At 68.0% G+C, this 15962-nt stretch carries 15 protein-coding genes; 5 read left to right on the top strand and 10 right to left on the bottom strand.

What is annotated here, in order from left to right; translation table 11 throughout:
- The first annotated feature begins 22 nt into the window (after nt 1-22).
- Both EV651_RS11970 and EV651_RS11965 read left to right on the top strand, forming a co-directional pair.
- Nucleotides 23-970, top strand: a complete 948-nt coding sequence (locus EV651_RS11970) for a sugar-binding transcriptional regulator (RefSeq protein ID WP_202870288.1) — start codon at nt 23-25, stop codon at nt 968-970.
- A 166-nt stretch (nt 971-1136) separates the two neighbouring features.
- Nucleotides 1137-1928, top strand: coding sequence for a phosphotransferase (locus EV651_RS11965; protein ID WP_133785316.1), 792 nt, complete (start codon nt 1137-1139; stop codon nt 1926-1928).
- Here EV651_RS11965 and EV651_RS11960 read toward each other — a convergent pair.
- Nucleotides 1885-2316: a hypothetical protein gene (locus EV651_RS11960; RefSeq protein WP_133785141.1), complete on the bottom strand. Its 432-nt coding sequence runs from the start codon at nt 2314-2316 to the stop codon at nt 1885-1887. The genes EV651_RS11965 and EV651_RS11960 overlap by 44 nt on opposite strands.
- Before the next feature lie 59 nt (nt 2317-2375).
- On the opposite strand from EV651_RS11960, the gene EV651_RS11955 reads away from it, so the two are divergent.
- Both EV651_RS11955 and EV651_RS11950 read left to right on the top strand, forming a co-directional pair.
- Complete coding sequence (locus EV651_RS11955) at nt 2376-2975, top strand: uridine kinase (protein WP_133785139.1); 600 nt, start codon at nt 2376-2378, stop codon at nt 2973-2975.
- 49 nt (nt 2976-3024) lie between these two features.
- Nucleotides 3025-3687 carry a hypothetical protein gene (locus EV651_RS11950; protein WP_133785137.1) on the top strand — a complete coding sequence of 221 codons (663 nt, stop codon included), beginning with the start codon at nt 3025-3027 and terminating at the stop codon, nt 3685-3687.
- Nucleotides 3688-3821: 134 nt separating this feature from the next.
- On the opposite strand, the gene EV651_RS11945 is transcribed toward EV651_RS11950, so the two are convergent.
- The 6 genes from EV651_RS11945 to EV651_RS11920 form a co-directional block, all read right to left on the bottom strand.
- Nucleotides 3822-5099 carry a thymidine phosphorylase gene (locus EV651_RS11945; RefSeq protein ID WP_202870287.1) on the bottom strand — a complete coding sequence of 426 codons (1278 nt, stop codon included), beginning with the start codon at nt 5097-5099 and terminating at the stop codon, nt 3822-3824.
- Nucleotides 5096-5503: a cytidine deaminase gene (locus EV651_RS11940; protein WP_133785133.1), complete on the bottom strand. Its 408-nt coding sequence runs from the start codon at nt 5501-5503 to the stop codon at nt 5096-5098. Before EV651_RS11940 ends, EV651_RS11945 begins: the two co-directional genes overlap by 4 nt.
- The gene (locus EV651_RS11935) at nt 5481-6770 is read right to left on the bottom strand and encodes an ABC transporter permease (protein ID WP_133785131.1); all 1290 of its coding nucleotides are present in this window, start codon (nt 6768-6770) and stop codon (nt 5481-5483) included. Before EV651_RS11935 ends, EV651_RS11940 begins: the two co-directional genes overlap by 23 nt.
- Nucleotides 6767-7969 (bottom strand): ABC transporter permease, encoded by a 1203-nt coding sequence (locus EV651_RS11930; RefSeq protein ID WP_133785129.1) that lies wholly within the window; start codon nt 7967-7969, stop codon nt 6767-6769. The genes EV651_RS11935 and EV651_RS11930 overlap by 4 nt, the downstream gene beginning before the upstream one ends.
- Nucleotides 7969-9519 (bottom strand): ABC transporter ATP-binding protein, encoded by a 1551-nt coding sequence (locus tag EV651_RS11925; protein WP_133785127.1) that lies wholly within the window; start codon nt 9517-9519, stop codon nt 7969-7971. The genes EV651_RS11930 and EV651_RS11925 overlap by 1 nt, the downstream gene beginning before the upstream one ends.
- Before the next feature lie 95 nt (nt 9520-9614).
- Nucleotides 9615-10691: a BMP family protein gene (locus EV651_RS11920; RefSeq protein WP_133785125.1), complete on the bottom strand. Its 1077-nt coding sequence runs from the start codon at nt 10689-10691 to the stop codon at nt 9615-9617.
- Between the two features lie 300 nt (nt 10692-10991).
- Between EV651_RS11920 and EV651_RS11915 the strand changes: the two genes are divergently transcribed.
- Nucleotides 10992-12173 (top strand): amidohydrolase, encoded by a 1182-nt coding sequence (locus EV651_RS11915; RefSeq protein ID WP_133785123.1) that lies wholly within the window; start codon nt 10992-10994, stop codon nt 12171-12173.
- 189 nt (nt 12174-12362) lie between these two features.
- Here the strand turns inward: EV651_RS11915 and EV651_RS11910 are convergent, their stop codons facing one another.
- The 3 genes from EV651_RS11910 to EV651_RS11900 all read right to left on the bottom strand — a co-directional run bounded on the left by EV651_RS11910 (nt 12363) and on the right by EV651_RS11900 (nt 15909).
- Nucleotides 12363-12938: a PIN domain-containing protein gene (locus EV651_RS11910; protein ID WP_133785121.1), complete on the bottom strand. Its 576-nt coding sequence runs from the start codon at nt 12936-12938 to the stop codon at nt 12363-12365.
- Nucleotides 12939-12950: 12 nt separating this feature from the next.
- Nucleotides 12951-13559, bottom strand: coding sequence for a helix-turn-helix domain-containing protein (locus EV651_RS11905; protein WP_238156824.1), 609 nt, complete (start codon nt 13557-13559; stop codon nt 12951-12953).
- 775 nt (nt 13560-14334) lie between these two features.
- Nucleotides 14335-15909, bottom strand: a complete 1575-nt coding sequence (locus tag EV651_RS11900; RefSeq protein WP_133785119.1) for a methylmalonyl-CoA mutase — start codon at nt 15907-15909, stop codon at nt 14335-14337.
- Between the last annotated feature and the right edge of the window lie 53 nt (nt 15910-15962).

The following is a 15962-nucleotide window of genomic DNA, read 5'->3' as shown; positions in this document are numbered from 1 at the left end:
TCATATGAGCGGGGAGGCGTTGATGGAGACGTTCGGGCCGGCACAGCTGGTGCTGACCGCGTCGATCGCGCGGCGGTACTACGTCGACGGCCGGTCGAAGGTGGAGATCGCGGACGAGTTCCGGCTCAGCCGGTTCAAGGTCGCGCGATTGCTCGACCAGGCGCGCAGCAGCGGGCTGGTGCGGATCGAGATCAGCCATCCCGGAGCCATCGATCTCGACCTGTCCGCCCGCCTGCAGGAGGCCCTCGGGCTGCGCCGGGCGATCGTGGTGGACACCCCCGAGATCGACGAGCCGGCGTTGCGGACACAACTCGGGAAGGCCGCGGCGGATCTGCTGTCGGAGATCGTCACGCCCGAGGACGTACTCGGCCTGGCATGGGCGCGTGCGGTGACCGCGATGACCGAGCAACTCACCTCACTCGCGCCGGTTCCGGTCGTCCAGTTGACGGGCGCGCTGACCCGTCCGGACGTCGAGGCGAACTCCGTCGAGCTCGTCCGGCACACCGCGCGCCTGTCAGGCGGACCGGCGTACCTGTTCTATGCGCCGCTCGTCGTGCCGGACGCCGCGACGGCGCGGGCGTTGCGGCAGCAGCCGGAGGTTGCGGAGGCGATCAGCCATTTCGACTCGGTGACGAAGGCGGTCGTCGGGCTCGGGTCGTGGGCGGCGGGGCAGTCGACGCTGTACGACGCGATGGACGAGAAGGCCTGTGAACAGCTCCAGAAGCAAGGGGTCGTGGCGGACATCTCGGGCGTTTTCGTGGACGCGCACGGCGCACCGGTGCAGAGCCGGGTCACCGATCGGGTGATCGCGATCAACGCCGAACAGATGAACCAGATCGACGAGGTGATCGCGATCCCGTACGGGCTCGCGAAGGTCCCGGCGGTGCGAGCCGCCGTACGCAGCGGCCTGGTGAACGCGATCGTTACCCACGCACCCCTGGCGAAGGCCCTCCTGCAACAGTCAGACTGACCGGCGATGTTGAGGACATCTGGAGACCCCACGCCTACTGCGCGGCACTCGGCGGGCGCCTCGGTGCACTGGAGGAAAGGTGACGATGGATCCGCATCGTGACCTTCCCTCCAGCACACCGAGGCACTCCGCCGAGCACCTGCTCGCTATGGCGCGGGGTTTCCAGATGTCCTCTGCTGCTGAGGTCGAGTTGGTCGGAGGTACGGCGAACCGCGGGTTGGTGGTGCGGGTCGGGGATACCGTCCGGCGACCGCTGCGTGCCAGTAGTACGGCGACGCATGCGCTGCTGCAGCACCTGGAAAGCGTCGGATTCAAGGGGGCGCCGGCGTTCCTCGGGGTGGACTCGCAGGGGCGGGAGATCCTCTCGTACCTGCCCGGAGAGACCGTTACCGCGCCGTACCCATCCTGGTCCATGACAGACAAGGCGCTCGACAGCGTGGCGGCGCTGCTGCGGTCGTACCACGAGGCGGTTGCGGACTTCCGGCCCGCCGGGCTCGAGTGGGCCGAGCCGGTGCCCGCCGGCTACGTGACCGGGCTGATCAGCCACAACGACCCGAACCTCGACAACGTGGTGTTCCGGGACGGCGTCGCGGTCGCGCTGATCGACTTCGACCTGGCCGGACCTGGGTCGGCCCTGTGGGACGTCGCAACCGCCGTGCGGCTGTGGGCACCGTTGCGCCCGGACGCGGACATCCACGACGTACGGCGCGGGCAGTCGCTCGCTCGTCTGCGCCGCTTCGCGAACGCGTACGGCCTGACCGACGCGGACCGCCTCCGCCTGGTCGACGCCGCCGCCGACAATCACATCTGGTGCATGGACTACGTCCGCCGAGGCTCCGAAGCCGGCCACCCGTGGTTCCACCAACGCTGGACCACGGGCGAAGCCGAGCTCACAGACCGCACCAACCGCTGGTTCAAGCAGTCGGAGGCCGCCCTCCGTCAGGCGCTCCTGGACTGAGCTCCCGCTCAGCCTCTTCCCGACCCTCGTAGTACTTCTCCTGCAACCGCTTGACGAGCGGCGGGATGAAGATCGACACGGTGCTCGGAAAGCTGCCCCAGTCGTCGCCCACCGCGTACACCACAAACTCAGCACCGACCAGGGCAGTCACCACGATCCAGCCTCTCCGGCAGATTCGTGGCCCTTCGTCGGACATCAGCCCGCGCCGCGTGACTGCTCCGATGCCGAACATGACCCCGATCAGCAGGAACACGGTCCCCCGCGCGATCAGGTACCACTGGTTGGCACCGGAATAGCTGCCGTACCCGCGAAAGACGAGCACGCCGGACACAACCGCGCCTACCGCTATCACCGCGTAGAACGCGGCCCCCAGCTTCATCTTCGGCATACCTGACTATCGCAGGTGGGGATTGGCTGTTGCTGCAGGAAGTGGAAGAGAATGTCCCGGTGCGTTCACGGGTGGTTTTGCTGGCGGGGCCTTCGGGGGCGGGGAAGTCGCGTCTGGCGGAGCAGGTCGGGCTGCCCGTCGTACGGCTGGACGACTTCTATCGCGACGGCGACGACGACGCGATGCCGCGGTCCCCGCTCGGCATCGTCGATTGGGACGACCCACGCTCCTGGGACGGCGATCGCGCGGTCGCGGCCCTGGAACAGTTGTGTACGACGGGAACCGCCGACCTCCCGATCTACGACATCGCAGCCGACGGCACCGTCGGTCACCGACCCGTCACCACCGGCGACTCGCCGCTGATCGTTGCTGAAGGCATCTTCGCCGACCAGATCACCGGCGCGCTCCGCGACCGCGACCTGCTGGCGACCGCGATCTGCGTGTACCACCACCGCGTCGTCACCTTCGTCCGGCGGTTCCAGCGGGACCTCCGCGAGCACCGCAAACCTCCGCTGACGCTGCTCCGCCGCGGCCTGCTGCTGCTCCGCGACGACCCGCAGGTGGTCCGCCGCTGCGTCGCCGCGGGCTGTGAACCGATGCATCCCAAGCCCGCCCGCGCCCGGATCGAGACGCTTATCACGCAGGCGACGTCTCAGTAGCCCCGACTCGTTCGCCTGAAGTTCACCCAGCTCTGTTGGTATCGGGACCATGAGGCGGAAGGGGTCAGCCGTTGCCGTCGCGGCGACCGCGGTACTGCTGGGCGTGACCGGCTGCGGGAGCGCGGACGGCACGTCGGCCGTCGCTGCCCAGCCGCCGGCCGCGAAGCATTCCGCGCTGTCCGGGACGACAGACAAGTCCGCGAGGAGCACTCTCGCCGGGTTGGTCGCGCTCCCCCGCGGGTACGTCGCGGATCCGCGCAACGTCACCGGTCCGTTCACTGCGTCGTCGTACCTGAACACCTGGTCCGCCGACCCGGCGCTGGACCGCGCCCTGCTGCTGAACGCGAGCTTCGTCGAGGGGTACCGGACGACCCGACTCAGCCCCGACAAGAAGAAGCGCTACACCGTGCAGCTGTTCAAGACCGGCTCGGCCGCCAAGGCGAAGGCGCTGCAGAAGGGCCTGTGGAACCAGGACGTCCACGACCACCCCTTCACGATCCCGAACGCGCTCTCCGACGCCCGGGTCGAGTACGACGGCAGCACCGACCAGTCGATCGCCCTGGCCGAAGCCAGCCTCGCCATAGGCCCGATCGTCGTAGAACTCACAGTCCGCGAGGTCAGTGCCCTAGGCACCCACCTCACCCCCGACACCACCCTCATCACCGCCCTCACCAAAGAACAGCACACCCGCCTGACCACAACCTCCAGCTAACCCACTCACCCCACGCCCCGCCGCCCGCTGTCGACGAGGACGGCCTGATGGGAAAGAAATGTCCACATGCCGACGATTTCTTTCCCACCAATGGAATCGGCGGCCGGCACGTGCGGGTATGAAACTGGGGTGGGTCAGTCGATGCGGTCGATCACCAGCGGGCCGCGCTCGTAGGAGTCGGCGACGGCGATTGCGTCCGTGAGGGACTCCAGGGCACGGTCGATGCGTGCGGCGTCGTCGGTGTGGAGCGTGAGAAGCGGCTGGCCTTCCTGGATGCGGTCGCCCGGCTTGGCGTGCATCTCCACGCCGGCGACCGGTGACACCGGGTCCTCCTTGCGCGCCCGGCCCGCGCCGAGGCGCCAGGCCGCGACGCCGACCGCGAGGGCGTCGAGTTTGGACAGTACGCCGGACGACGGGGCCGGTACGACGTGCTGCTCGGGAGCGACCGGGAGCTCGGCGGACGGGTCGCCGCCCTGGGCCGAGATCATCGCCCGCCAGGCGTCCATCGCCGTACCGTCGCGAAGCTTCTCGGCCGGGTCGACGCCGGTGACCCCGGCCGCGGCGAGCATCTCGTTGGCCAGGGCAACGGTCAGCTCGACGACGTCGGCGGGTCCGCCACCGGCCAGTACCTCGACCGATTCGCGAACCTCCAAGGCGTTTCCGGCGGTCAGGCCGAGCGGAACCGACATGTCGGTGAGCAGCGCGACCGTTTTCACACCCGCGTCGGTGCCCAGGGCAACCATGGTCTCGGCCAGCTCGCGGGCATCCGCCAGGTCCTTCATGAACGCGCCGGAGCCGACCTTCACGTCCAGCACCAGCGCGCCGGTACCTTCGGCGATCTTCTTGCTCATGATCGAGCTGGCGATCAACGGAATCGCCTCGACCGTCCCGGTCACATCACGCAGCGCGTACAGCTTCTTGTCCGCCGGCGCCAGACCGTCACCGGCCGCACAGATCACCGCGCCGACGTCCTCGAGCTGCTGCATCAGCTCGTCGTTCGACAGCGACGCCCGCCAGCCCGGGATCGACTCCAGCTTGTCCAGCGTGCCGCCGGTGTGTCCGAGCCCCCGGCCGGACAGCTGCGGTACGGCGACCCCGCAGGCCGCCACCAACGGGGCCAACGGCAACGTGATCTTGTCGCCGACGCCCCCGGTCGAGTGCTTGTCCGCGGTCGGCCGGGACAGCTTGCCGAAGTCCATCCGTTCGCCGGACGCGATCATCGCCGCGGTCCAGCGGGCGATCTCGCGCCGGTTCATCCCGTTCAGCAGGATCGCCATCGCGAGCGCGGACATCTGCTCGTCGGCGACGTCGCCCTTGGTGTAGGCGTCGATCACCCAGTCGATCTGCCCGTCGCTCAGCTCGCCCTTGTCGCGCTTGGCCCGGATGACATCCACCGCGTCGAAACTCATCATTCCTCCAGAAACTCGGGCCCGAACGCGTCCGGTAGCAGTTCGCGCAGCGGCCGGACCCCGGTCGCGGTCTCGATCAGCAGCCCCGGGCCGCCGTTCTCGTGCAGCAGCTGCCGGCACCGTCCACACGGCGTCAGCAGGTGCTCGTGCTGATCCACGCAGGTGAACGCGACCAGCCGTCCGCCTCCGGTCCGGTGCAGGTCCGACACCAGCCCGCACTCGGCGCACAACGTCAGTCCGTACGACGCGTTCTCCACGTTGCACCCGGCAACGATCCGCCCGTCGTCGACGTACGCCGCCGCTCCCACCGGGAAGTGCGAGTACGGCGCGTACGCGCGGTGCATCATCTCGACGGCAACCGCGCGCAACGCCGGCCAGTCGACCTCACTCGGTGACGTAGGGCTCACCGTCCGCCTTCGGTGCTCTGACCCGGCCGACCAGGCCGGCGACCGCGATGATGGTGGCCAGGTACGGCGCCATCAGCAGCAGCTCGCCCGGGATCGGGGTCTGGATGATCTGCAGCTGGGACTGCAACTGGGTCGCGAAACCGAAGAACAGGGCGGCGACCATCGCGCCGATCGGGTGCCAGCGGCCCATGATCAGCGCGGCCAGCGCGATGAACCCGTTGCCCGCGGTCATCTCCTTGGCGAACGAACCGGCGTACCCGACGGTGAAGAACGCGCCGCCGAGACCGGCAAGAATGCCGGCCGCGAGCACGGCCGAGTACCGGATCCGCTTGACCTTGATGCCGACCGTGTCGGCCGCCTTCGGGTGCTCGCCGACCGCGCGGATCCGCAGGCCCCAGCGGGTCTCGAAGAGCACGAACGTGACGACCGCGACCGCGAGGTAGGTCAGGTACACCAGGACCGTCTGGTTGAACAGGATCGGCCCGATGAACGGGATGTCGGCCAGGCCGGGGATCTTCACCGCCGACAGCACGTTCGGCGTGTTCAGCTTCTCCGCTTCCGGCTGCATGAACTGGTCGAAGAGGAAGCCGGTGATACCGGTCGCGAACACCACCAGGACGACACCGAGGACGACCTGGTTGACCAGGTACTTGATCGAGAACACCGCCAGCAGCGCGGCCATCAGCACGCCGCTCGCGGCCGCCGCGATCAGGGCGGCGGTGGCGCTGTTCGTCGTGCTGGACACCAGCGCGGCGGTGAACGCGCCGACCAGGAACTGGCCCTCGATCGCGATGTTGATGACACCGGCCCGCTCGCACAGTACGCCGGCGAGCGCGCCGAGGATCAGCGGCGTCGCGAAGTTCAGCGTGCCCTGGAACTGGTTGGCCAGCGGGAACGTTTTGCCCGCGGAGGCCCAGCACAGGAACGCGCCGATGAACGCGACTCCCAGTACGGCGGCCAGCCACCCGGCGTACCGCTGCGGGACCTGGCGCAGGATGTACGCGACGGCGGCGGCCACGCCGAGGATCCCGAGGACGATGGCGACCGGCTGGGCGGGCAGCCCGAGCAGGTTGTGCTCGAGGTCGCCGGAGACCAGCTGGAACGTCGCCTTGCCGCTCTTGGTGAAGGCCGCCAGCCCGAGGCCGATCAGCGCGAACACCAGCATCACGCCGCCGACGCGCAGCCGGCGGGTGCGGTCGGCCGGGGCCTCGATGACCTGCGGTTTCGCGGGCGCTGCCGGTACCGCGTCCGGTGTTGTCTCGCTCATCCGTTCCAGCCTTTCGCGAGAACCGCGCCCGCTCCGCGTTCCTTCGGCAGGAAGCGGAAGATCGAGCGCACCAGTGCCGGGGCCGCGACGAACAGGACGATCACGGCCTGCAGGACGGTGGTCAGGGTCAGCGGCGTTTGCGTGATCAACTGCATCTGCAGGCCGCCGGCGTTCAGGGCGCCGAACAGCAGACCGGCCAGCACGGTGCCGAGCGGCGTACCGCGGCCGAGCAGCGCGACGGTGATCGCGTCGAACCCGACCGAGGCCGCGACCCCGTCGGTCAGCGGCAGGTCGGTGCCGAGCACCTGCTGGGTCCCGGCCAGACCGGCGAGGGCGCCGGCCACGACCATTGCGATCACGTACGCGCGGCCGACCGACATACCGGCCGTCCGGGAGGCGTCCGCGTTCGCGCCGACCGCGCGGAGCTCGAAGCCGATCGTCGAGCGGTTCAGCAGCCACCAGACGAAGACCGCGGCGACCAGCGCCACCAGGAAGCCGACGTGCAACCGGGTGTCGCCGAACTTCGGGTACTGCGCGTTGCTGTCGACGATCGGGGAGATCGGGTCGGTCCGCCCGGGCCGTTGGAACGTCGACGTGGTGAGCAGCCAGGCGAGCAGGTAGATCGCGACGTAGTTCAGCATGATCGTCACGATCACCTCGTGCGCGCCGGTCCGGGCCTTCAGCAGGCCGACCACGCCGCCCCAGAGCGCGCCGCCGATCAGGCCGGCGACGATCGCCACGATCAGGTGCAGGACGGGCGGCAGGTGCCACGCGAATCCGACGTACGACGCCAGGATCGCGCCGGCGATCAACTGCCCCTGCGCGCCGATGTTGAACAGTCCGGTGCGGAACGCCAGCGAGACCGCCAGACCGCCGCAGATCAGCGGTGTTGCCTGGGTCAACGACTCGCTGATCGGCGTCCAGCCGCCCAGGGCGCCGACGGCGAGCGACTTGTACGCCTCGCCGACCGCGGTCAGGGCCGCGGAGACGGTGTCCATCGGCGCGGCGCCGAAGTACCCGATCGCCTTCTGCACCTGGTCGTCGCCGATGATGATCAGGATCGCCCCGACCAGCAGGGCCAGCACGATCGCGCTCAGCGAGACCAGGCCCTGGACCGCCCACGACGGCAGGCCGGCCGACCGCTGCGGCTCCTTGGCCGGCGGCGCGGGCGCCGCAGCGGCCTCTGTCTCAGTGCTCATCAGATGGTTCCCAAGGTCGTCGGGTTCTCGATCGCCACTTCGTGCGCCTCCGACTTCGAGGCGCCGGCCATCATCAGGCCCAGTTCGTCGCGTGGGGTGTCCGCCGGTACGACGCCGACGACCTTTCCGCGGTACATCACCGCGACCCGGTCCGCCAGCGCGGCGATCTCGTCCAGCTCGGTGGACACGATCAGCACCGCCGTACCGTTGTCGCGCTCCTTCACGATCCGGCTGTGCAGGAACTCGATCGAGCCGACGTCCACACCGCGGGTCGGCTGCGAGGCGACCAGCAGCTTCAGCGGCCGGGACAGCTCACGGGCCAGCACGACCTTCTGCTGGTTGCCACCGGACAGCGACGACACCGGCTGGTCGATGCCCTGGGTGCGGATGTCGAACTCCTCCACCCGGGCCTGCGCGTTCTTCTCGATCTCGTCGGTGCGCAACATCATCCCGTTGCCGAACGGCGGCTTGCGGAACAGGTCGAGGACCAGGTTCTCCGCCACCGAGAACGAGTCCACGAAGCCGTCGTGCCAGCGGTCCTCGGGAACGTACCCGATCCCCGCGTCCAGTCGTTGCCGCGTGCTCCGGCCGGTCAGGTCACGCCCGTCCAGCGAGATCCTCCCGGCCGCGATCGGCGTCAGCCCGAGCAGCGCCTCGGCGAGCTCGGTCTGACCGTTGCCCTGGACACCGGCCACCGCGAGGATCTCACCGGCCCGGACCTCGAGGTCGACACCGTCGACGGCGGTGAACCCGCGCTCGTCGATCACGGTCAGGCCCTCGACCCGCAGTACGGCGTCCTTCGGCTGAGCCGGCTCCTTGTCCACGACCAGGTCGACGGCGCGGCCGACCATCAGCTCGGCGAGCTCCTCCTCGGACGCGGACGGCTCGGCCTGCCCGACCACCTTGCCGCGGCGGATCACGGTGATCTTGTCCGCGATCGCCTTGACCTCTTTGAGCTTGTGGGTGATGAAGACGATCGAGGTGCCGTTCTCCTTGAGCTGGCGCATGACGCCGATCAGCTCGTCGATCTCGGCCGGCGTCAGCACCGCGGTCGGCTCGTCCAGGATCAGCACCCGGGCGTCGTTGGTGAGCGCCTTGATGATCTCCACCCGCTGCTGGACGCCGACCGGGATGTCCTCCACCAGCGCCTCGGGGTCGACCTCGAACCCGTACCGGTCGGACAGCTCGGTGACCAGTGCGTGCGCCTTCTTCCGGTCCAGTACGCCGCCGACCCGGACGTTCTCCCGGCCGAGCATGATGTTCTCGGCGACCGTGAACACCGGGACCAGCATGAAGTGCTGGTGGACCATGCCGATACCGTGCTTGATCGCGGCGCTCGGCGAGGTGATCTGCACCTTCTCGCCGTCGATCACGATCTCGCCCGAGTCGGGCTGCAGCAGCCCGTAGAGCATGTTCATCAAGGTGCTCTTGCCGGCCCCGTTCTCGCCGAGCAGACAGTGGATCTCACCCGGCTCGATGACCAGGTCGATGTGGTCGTTGGCGACCAGCGAGCCGAAACTCTTGGTCAGGCCGGACAGCTCGAGGTGCATGCGGGCAGCCTCCCCTTCAGACGGCGAGCCAGGAAGGCGACGACCTGTAGGTCTGCCTTCCTGGCTCGCACCGTACTACGCAAGACAGCAGCGGTTCAGGATGCCTTCGGCTGAACCTTCGACTGCACGGTGATCTTGCCGCTGATGATGTCGGCCTTGATCTGGTCCAGCTCGGATTTCACGTCCGCCGGGATCTTGCTGTCGAACTCGTGGAACGGAGCCAGCGACGTACCGCCGTTCTCCAGCGTGCCGGTGAACTGGCTGTTGTCGAACTTGTTGTCGACGACCGACACGACCGCGTCCTTCACGGCCACGTCCATGCCCTTCTGGACGCTGCTGAGCAGGACCGAGCAGTACTCCGCCGCGCTCACGCAGCCGTCGGTGTCGACCCAGATCGCGTTCACCTTGCCGTTGCTGGCCTTGGCCGCCTGCAGGCCGCCCAGACCCGACGGGCCGGCCACCGGGAAGATCACGTCGGCGCCCTGGGTGATCAGGTTCTGCGCGTTGTTCTGACCCTTGGCCTTGTCCTCGAAGTCACCGGTGAACAGGCCCGCCTGCTTGGCGTCGTCCCAGCCGAGGACCTGGACGTTCTTGCTCTTCTGCGTGTTGTAGTAGCGCACGCCCTCGGCGAAGCCGTCCATGAAGATCGTCACGGTCGGGATCTTCAGACCGCCGAAGGTGCCGACCTTGCCGGACTTCGACATCGCCGCGGCCAGGTAGCCGGCCTGGAAGCTGGACTGCGCGGTGTTGAACAGCAGCGGCTTCAGGTTCGTGATCGGCTTGGCCGGGGCCGAGTCGACGATCGCGAACTTGATGCCGGCGTTCGCCGCGGCCGCCTTCTCGGTGGCGTCCTCGAGCTTGAAGCCGACGGCAACGATCACGTTGCACTTGGCGTTCACCATCGCGGTCATGTTGGTCGGGTAGTCGTTGTCCGACTTCGACTCCGCCTTGACCTCGGTCAGGCCCTTGTCCTTCACCGCGTCCTGCAGACCCTTGTACGAGGTCTGGTTGAACGACTTGTCGTCGAAGCCCCCGGAGTCGGAGACCATGCAGGCCTTGAAGTCCTTGTTGGCGCTGCTGCCGGAGCCGCTGTCGGTCGGCTTGCTGCCACACGCGGCGACGGCGAGCGTCAGCACGCCCACGATCGCCGTTCCCCGCACGTACTTCTTCACCGGAAGTCTCCTTCTTCGACCAGATACGTTGACACGCCGCACGCCTTCCCCCACGTGCCGCATCCGCAGACTATAGGGCGCGGTCAGTGTTTCTTTGAACGTCAAGCAGGCCTCGATACCGGAAAGTGACCGGCATCCGCGTCACATTTCGACAACTTCTCCGGTGCGGTCACCGCCCGCGCTTCCCACGTCACAGCGTGCACGCTCCGTGGCCGCGCTCACCGAGCGTGGCGATCACGGCTGGTGGAAGGCGGCGGACCTCGACGTGGCCCGGCGTACCGCTGGTGTCACAATCTCCGGATGAGTCATCAGTTACTGGTCGCTGACGTGCTGGCGCGGGTCGAGGCGGTCCGTGAGGACATGGTCGACGTACGGCGCGAGCTGCACGCGCACCCGGAGCTCGGGTGGCACGAGGTACGGACGACCGAGCTGCTCGAGAAGCGGCTCGTCGAGGCCGGGCTGTCGCCGCGGGTGCTGCCGACCGGGACCGGGCTGATCTGCGACATCGGGTCCGGCGACACGTGCGTCGCGCTGCGCGCCGACATCGACGCGCTGCCGGTGCCGGACGGCGTGGAGGCGCCGTGGCGGTCGACTCTCGACGGGGTGGCTCACGCGTGCGGTCACGACGTACACACGTCCGCTCTCCTCGGCGCGGCGCTGGTGCTGGCCGGCATGGCGCGCGACGGGCACCTGGACCGGCGGGTCCGCGTGATCTTCCAGCCGGCCGAGGAGGTCATGCCCGGCGGTGCGCTCGGAGTGATCGCGGCGGGCGGGCTGGACGGCGTACGGCGTATTTATGGTGTGCACTGCGATCCGCGACTGCAGGTGGGTGAGGTCGGCCTGCGCGTCGGCGCGCTGACCGCCGCCGCCGACCGGTTGCTCGTCCGGCTCACCGGACCGGGCGGCCACACCTCCCGACCGCACCTGACCGCCGATCTCGTCTACGCGCTGGCGACCCTGGTCTCGCAGCTTCCTGCGGCGCTCTCCCGCCGCGTGGACCCGCGCGCCGGCATGTCCCTCGTCTGGGGCCGCATCACCTCCGGCTCGGCGGCCAACGCGATCCCGTCCCGCGGCGAGGCCGAAGGCACCCTCCGCTGCCTCGACGCCAACGCCTGGCGACTGGCCGAGGAACTCATCCCGTCACTCGCCGCCCAGATCGTCACGCCGTACGGCGTGGACGCCGACGTCGAGGTCACACACGGCGTACCGCCCGTGATGAACGACGCCTCCGCGATCAACGTCCTGCAGAACGCCGTTCACCAGACGCTCGGCTCCAGCGCCATTGCCCCGACCGACCAGAGCCTCGGCGGCGAAGACTTCGCCTGGTACCTCGAACACATCCCCGGCGCCATGGCCCGCCTAGGCGTCCGCCCACCCACCCAAGAAACCGCCGCCGACCTCCACACCCCCGGCTTCGACCCCTCCGAAGAAGCCATCACCGTAGGCACCACCCTCCTAACCACCACCGCCCTCCTCGACTGAACGGCCACCGGCGAAAGGACACCGCTTCGCGGCGGCAGTCCCGATTGCCGCCTCCGGCGGCATGCGCGAATCGAACCGCCGACAGATGCACGGCGCGAGGCGATGCACCGAGCCTGACGACGATTGAAAGCCTTGCGTGTGTCCTGCAGTTCCCGAAGACGGGCGCCCCAGGCCACTACCGCGCGTGGACTACCGGATGTCTTGGATGAGGTCGACAGCCTCATACATCCCGTACGCGTCGCGGAGAGTCGTGAGAAAGTCGTCGACCGAGATCGGTGGATTCTGGCGGCGTTGGGTCAGCTTGACGACCGCCTCCAACGCCGTCTGCGGCGAGACAGCCACTGTATTGGCCGAGAACTCCGTTGGTGGCAGGATCTCGATGCCGTGCGGGATCTTGCTCCGCGGGAAGTCCTTGAGGTTGACGGTCACGATGGCGCCGGCGTGACCGGCGACGGCGGCCGCGACGACGTGCTCGTCATCGGGATCGGGCAGTCCGAACGTGCCTTCGTACGGCTCCCAGTTCTGGACCTCGGCGTCATCGAAATTGCTTCGCATCTGCTCGATGAGGCGTGCCGCCCTTCGTTGCGCCTCGACCCGGTCGAACCCACGGTCCTCCGTGAGTTTCTCGATCTCGTGATAGTGCAGTTCATCGAGGATCGCGCTGCTCCAGAGCGGGCGGTAGAGATTCTCCACGGCAAGGCTGAGAAGGAAGTCCCGCTGTCGGCTGGGCGAGAGAACACAGGTATCGAGGAGCGCGGCGTACACGCCTCGATACTCTCAGAAACCGGAGGCCCGGCGCCTGTGCTCGGCGCGCTGCTTCCGGATCCGCTTGAGCCGCTCGTTCACAACTGCCGGATCCTCGTCATCGCTCAGATCCAGTGATGTGTCCGCGATCGCCTGGTACTGCCGCTGGCGACGTGCATCGCGATAGGCCAGCAGATCCTTCAGCAGAATCTTGCGACGGCTCCCAACCCGCTCGAAGGGAAGGTCGCCCGAGTCCGTCAATCGCACAACGGTGGGCCGACTGACACCGAGCAGATCTGCGGCTTCCTGGGTCGTCAGCTTCGGCATGGCCGGTGAGATCGTGACCGCCTTGCCGGCCGCGAGCGCTGCCACCGCTTGCACAAGTACCTTGTGGAGCGCCTCAGGAAGCTCGATCTGGTCGTGCTCCTCGGCGCCCGCAAGAAAGTACCGAGCACTCGGACGCTCGCCGGCTTTGCCCTCGTGTGCACTGAGGAAGCTGGCGACCGTCGCCAACTGTTCCTGCTCTTCAGGCAGATACGTCTGCGACTCAAGAAGCTCGGCAGCCATGACAACCTCCGTTCCGAACGTTACGAACCACCTTTCGCAACGTTCGAATATGGTCGCACATTCAAAGACGTCCACACCAGATCAGGACTTCCGCAGCACGCACTGCAATCAAGACGTGATGCCCATGCGAACCATCTAGGCGGACGTGGCGATTCGTGTCGCGCCCGTCTTCTCGTCCCAGAAGAGGACGCAGCGGTGGTACGCGTCGGGAAGGAACGGGTGGGATTGTGACGGACACCGGAGCGTGCGACCGGCGTTTGTCGCGCCTGACTGCGCTGCCGGGCTGACGTTGAGTGGTTAGAGTCGAGGAGTATTAGGTTGTGACAGACATGGACAGGCTCTCCGCCCAGGTCACGAACCCGTGACCGTGGATCCGGGCGTCGCCGCCGCGGCGCGTGTCGCGGTGTCCTCGGGGCGAGCACGCAGTGTCAGCGCCTGGGTCAACGAAGCCCTGCACCGCCAGGTCGATCGTGAACGCAGACTGAGCGGGCTAGATCGCTTCATCGCCGCCTACGAAGCCTGCACGGCACCATCACCGAAGAGGAGATGGCCGAAGCGGTCCGGACAGCCCGAGCCGATGCAATTGCTGTTCGAGGCAAGCGTCCGCACAGCACCGCCTGACCCTCGCCTTGGACGCATCAGGAGGCCGCCCACGGAGCGATGTCCGTCTCGCGGGTCCAGGCCGTCACGCGCGACACCACAGCACTCGGCGCCGGCAGACCCGCCCGACAGCACCTCACGCGCACGCCGCCGAAGGCGGCCAACAGACAGCCACCGCGAAGCGGTGCCCGATTCGGCCGGCGACATCACCCGGATCACCACGACGCTCGATGTCGCGGAGTGGTGAGCCTTAGAAGGTGTCGGCGGGGACGTAGACGCCCCAGACGTCTCGGAGGGTGTTGCAGACTTCGCCTACGGTGGCTCGGGCTTTGAGGGCTTGTTTCATCGGGTAGAGGCAGTTGTCGTTGCCTTCGGCAGCTTTTTTGAGGGCGGCCAGAGCCTCGTCCACCGCGTTCTGGTCGCGGGTGGCGCGGAGGGTGGCGAGGCGGGCTACCTGCTGGGCCTCGATGGTGGGGTCGACGCGGAGCGGTTCGTACGGATCCTCTTCGGCGATCCTGAACTTGTTCATCCCGACGACGACCCGCTCGGCCGAGTCGATCTCCTGGGCGATCTGGTACGCCGAGCGCTCGATCTCCTGTTTCTGGTACCCCTTCTCGATCGCGGCGACGGCACCGCCGTACTCCTCGACCCGGTCCATGAGCTCGAGCGCGGCCGCCTCGACCTCGTCGGTGAGCGACTCGACGACGTACGAGCCGGCGAACGGGTCGACCGTCGCGGTGACGTCGGTCTCGTACGCGAGCACCTGCTGCGTGCGCAGCGCGAGACGGGCTGCTTTCTCGGTCGGGAGCGCGATCGCTTCGTCGTACGAGTTGGTGTGCAGGGACTGGGTTCCACCGAGTACGGCGGCCAGACCCTGGATCGCGACCCGCACCAGGTTCACCTCAGGCTGCTGCGCGGTCAGCTGCACGCCCGCGGTCTGAGTGTGGAAGCGCAACATCAACGACTTCGGGTTGCGAGCGCCGAAGGAATCCCGCATCACCCGCGCCCAGATCCGCCGTGCCGCACGGAACTTCGCCACCTCCTCGAGCAGCGTCGTACGGGCGACGAAGAAGAACGACAGCCGCGGCGCGAACTCGTCCACGTCCAGCCCGGACGCGACCGCGGTCCGGACGTACTCGATACCGTTCGCCAAGGTGAACGCGATCTCCTGCGCGGGCGTCGCGCCGGCCTCGGCCATGTGGTAGCCGGAGATCGAGATCGTGTTCCACCGCGGCAACTCGGTCTTGCAGTACGCGAAGATGTCGCTGATCAGCCGCAGCGACTCCTTCGGCGGGTAGATGTAGGTGCCGCGGGCGATGTATTCCTTCAGTACGTCGTTCTGGATCGTGCCGGTGAGCTTGTCGGCGGAGACCCCCTGCTCCTCGGCCACCAACTCGTAGAGCAGGAGCAGCACCGACCCGGGTGCGTTGATCGTCATCGAGGTGGACACCTGGTCCAGCGGGATCTTGTCGAACAGCACCCGCATGTCGTCGATCGAGTCGATCGCCACCCCGACCTTGCCGACCTCGCCGTGCGCGATCGGCGCGTCGGAGTCGTACCCCATCTGGGTCGGCAGGTCGAACGCGACCGACAGGCCCATGGTCCCGTGGTCGATCAGCTGGTGGTACCGCTGGTTCGACTCGGCCGCCGTGCCGAACCCGGCGTACTGCCGCATCGTCCACGGCCGCTGGGTGTACATCGTCGGGTACACGCCCCGGGTGTACGGGAACTGCCCCGGCTCCCCCAGCTTCGCCCCGGCGTCGAACCCTTCCAGCGGCCCGTACACCGGCGCGACCTCGAACCCCGACTCGCTCCGATGACTCATCCCCCCACGGTAGGCCGAACCACACTCCCACTGGTATGCACAACCCGGGTGAG

Source organism: Kribbella sp. VKM Ac-2571, assembly GCF_004362255.1.
Classification (GTDB): Bacteria; Actinomycetota; Actinomycetes; order Propionibacteriales; family Kribbellaceae; genus Kribbella; species Kribbella pratensis.
This window is presented reverse-complemented; position numbering and strand designations above follow the sequence as displayed.

Coding starts and splice junctions, on each gene's coding strand:
- EV651_RS11965 (WP_133785316.1), top strand. CDS start 1,137: ATGTCCTCTGCTGCTGAGGTCGAGTTGGTCGGAGGTACGGCGAACCGC.
- EV651_RS11900 (WP_133785119.1), bottom strand. CDS start 15,909: ATGAGTCATCGGAGCGAGTCGGGGTTCGAGGTCGCGCCGGTGTACGGG.
- EV651_RS11925 (WP_133785127.1), bottom strand. CDS start 9,519: ATGCACCTCGAGCTGTCCGGCCTGACCAAGAGTTTCGGCTCGCTGGTC.
- EV651_RS11930 (WP_133785129.1), bottom strand. CDS start 7,969: ATGAGCACTGAGACAGAGGCCGCTGCGGCGCCCGCGCCGCCGGCCAAG.
- EV651_RS11915 (WP_133785123.1), top strand. CDS start 10,992: ATGAGTCATCAGTTACTGGTCGCTGACGTGCTGGCGCGGGTCGAGGCG.
- EV651_RS11945 (WP_202870287.1), bottom strand. CDS start 5,099: ATGATGAGTTTCGACGCGGTGGATGTCATCCGGGCCAAGCGCGACAAG.
- EV651_RS11935 (WP_133785131.1), bottom strand. CDS start 6,770: ATGAGCGAGACAACACCGGACGCGGTACCGGCAGCGCCCGCGAAACCG.
- EV651_RS11950 (WP_133785137.1), top strand. CDS start 3,025: ATGAGGCGGAAGGGGTCAGCCGTTGCCGTCGCGGCGACCGCGGTACTG.
- EV651_RS11970 (WP_202870288.1), top strand. CDS start 23: ATGGAGACGTTCGGGCCGGCACAGCTGGTGCTGACCGCGTCGATCGCG.
- EV651_RS11960 (WP_133785141.1), bottom strand. CDS start 2,316: ATGCCGAAGATGAAGCTGGGGGCCGCGTTCTACGCGGTGATAGCGGTA.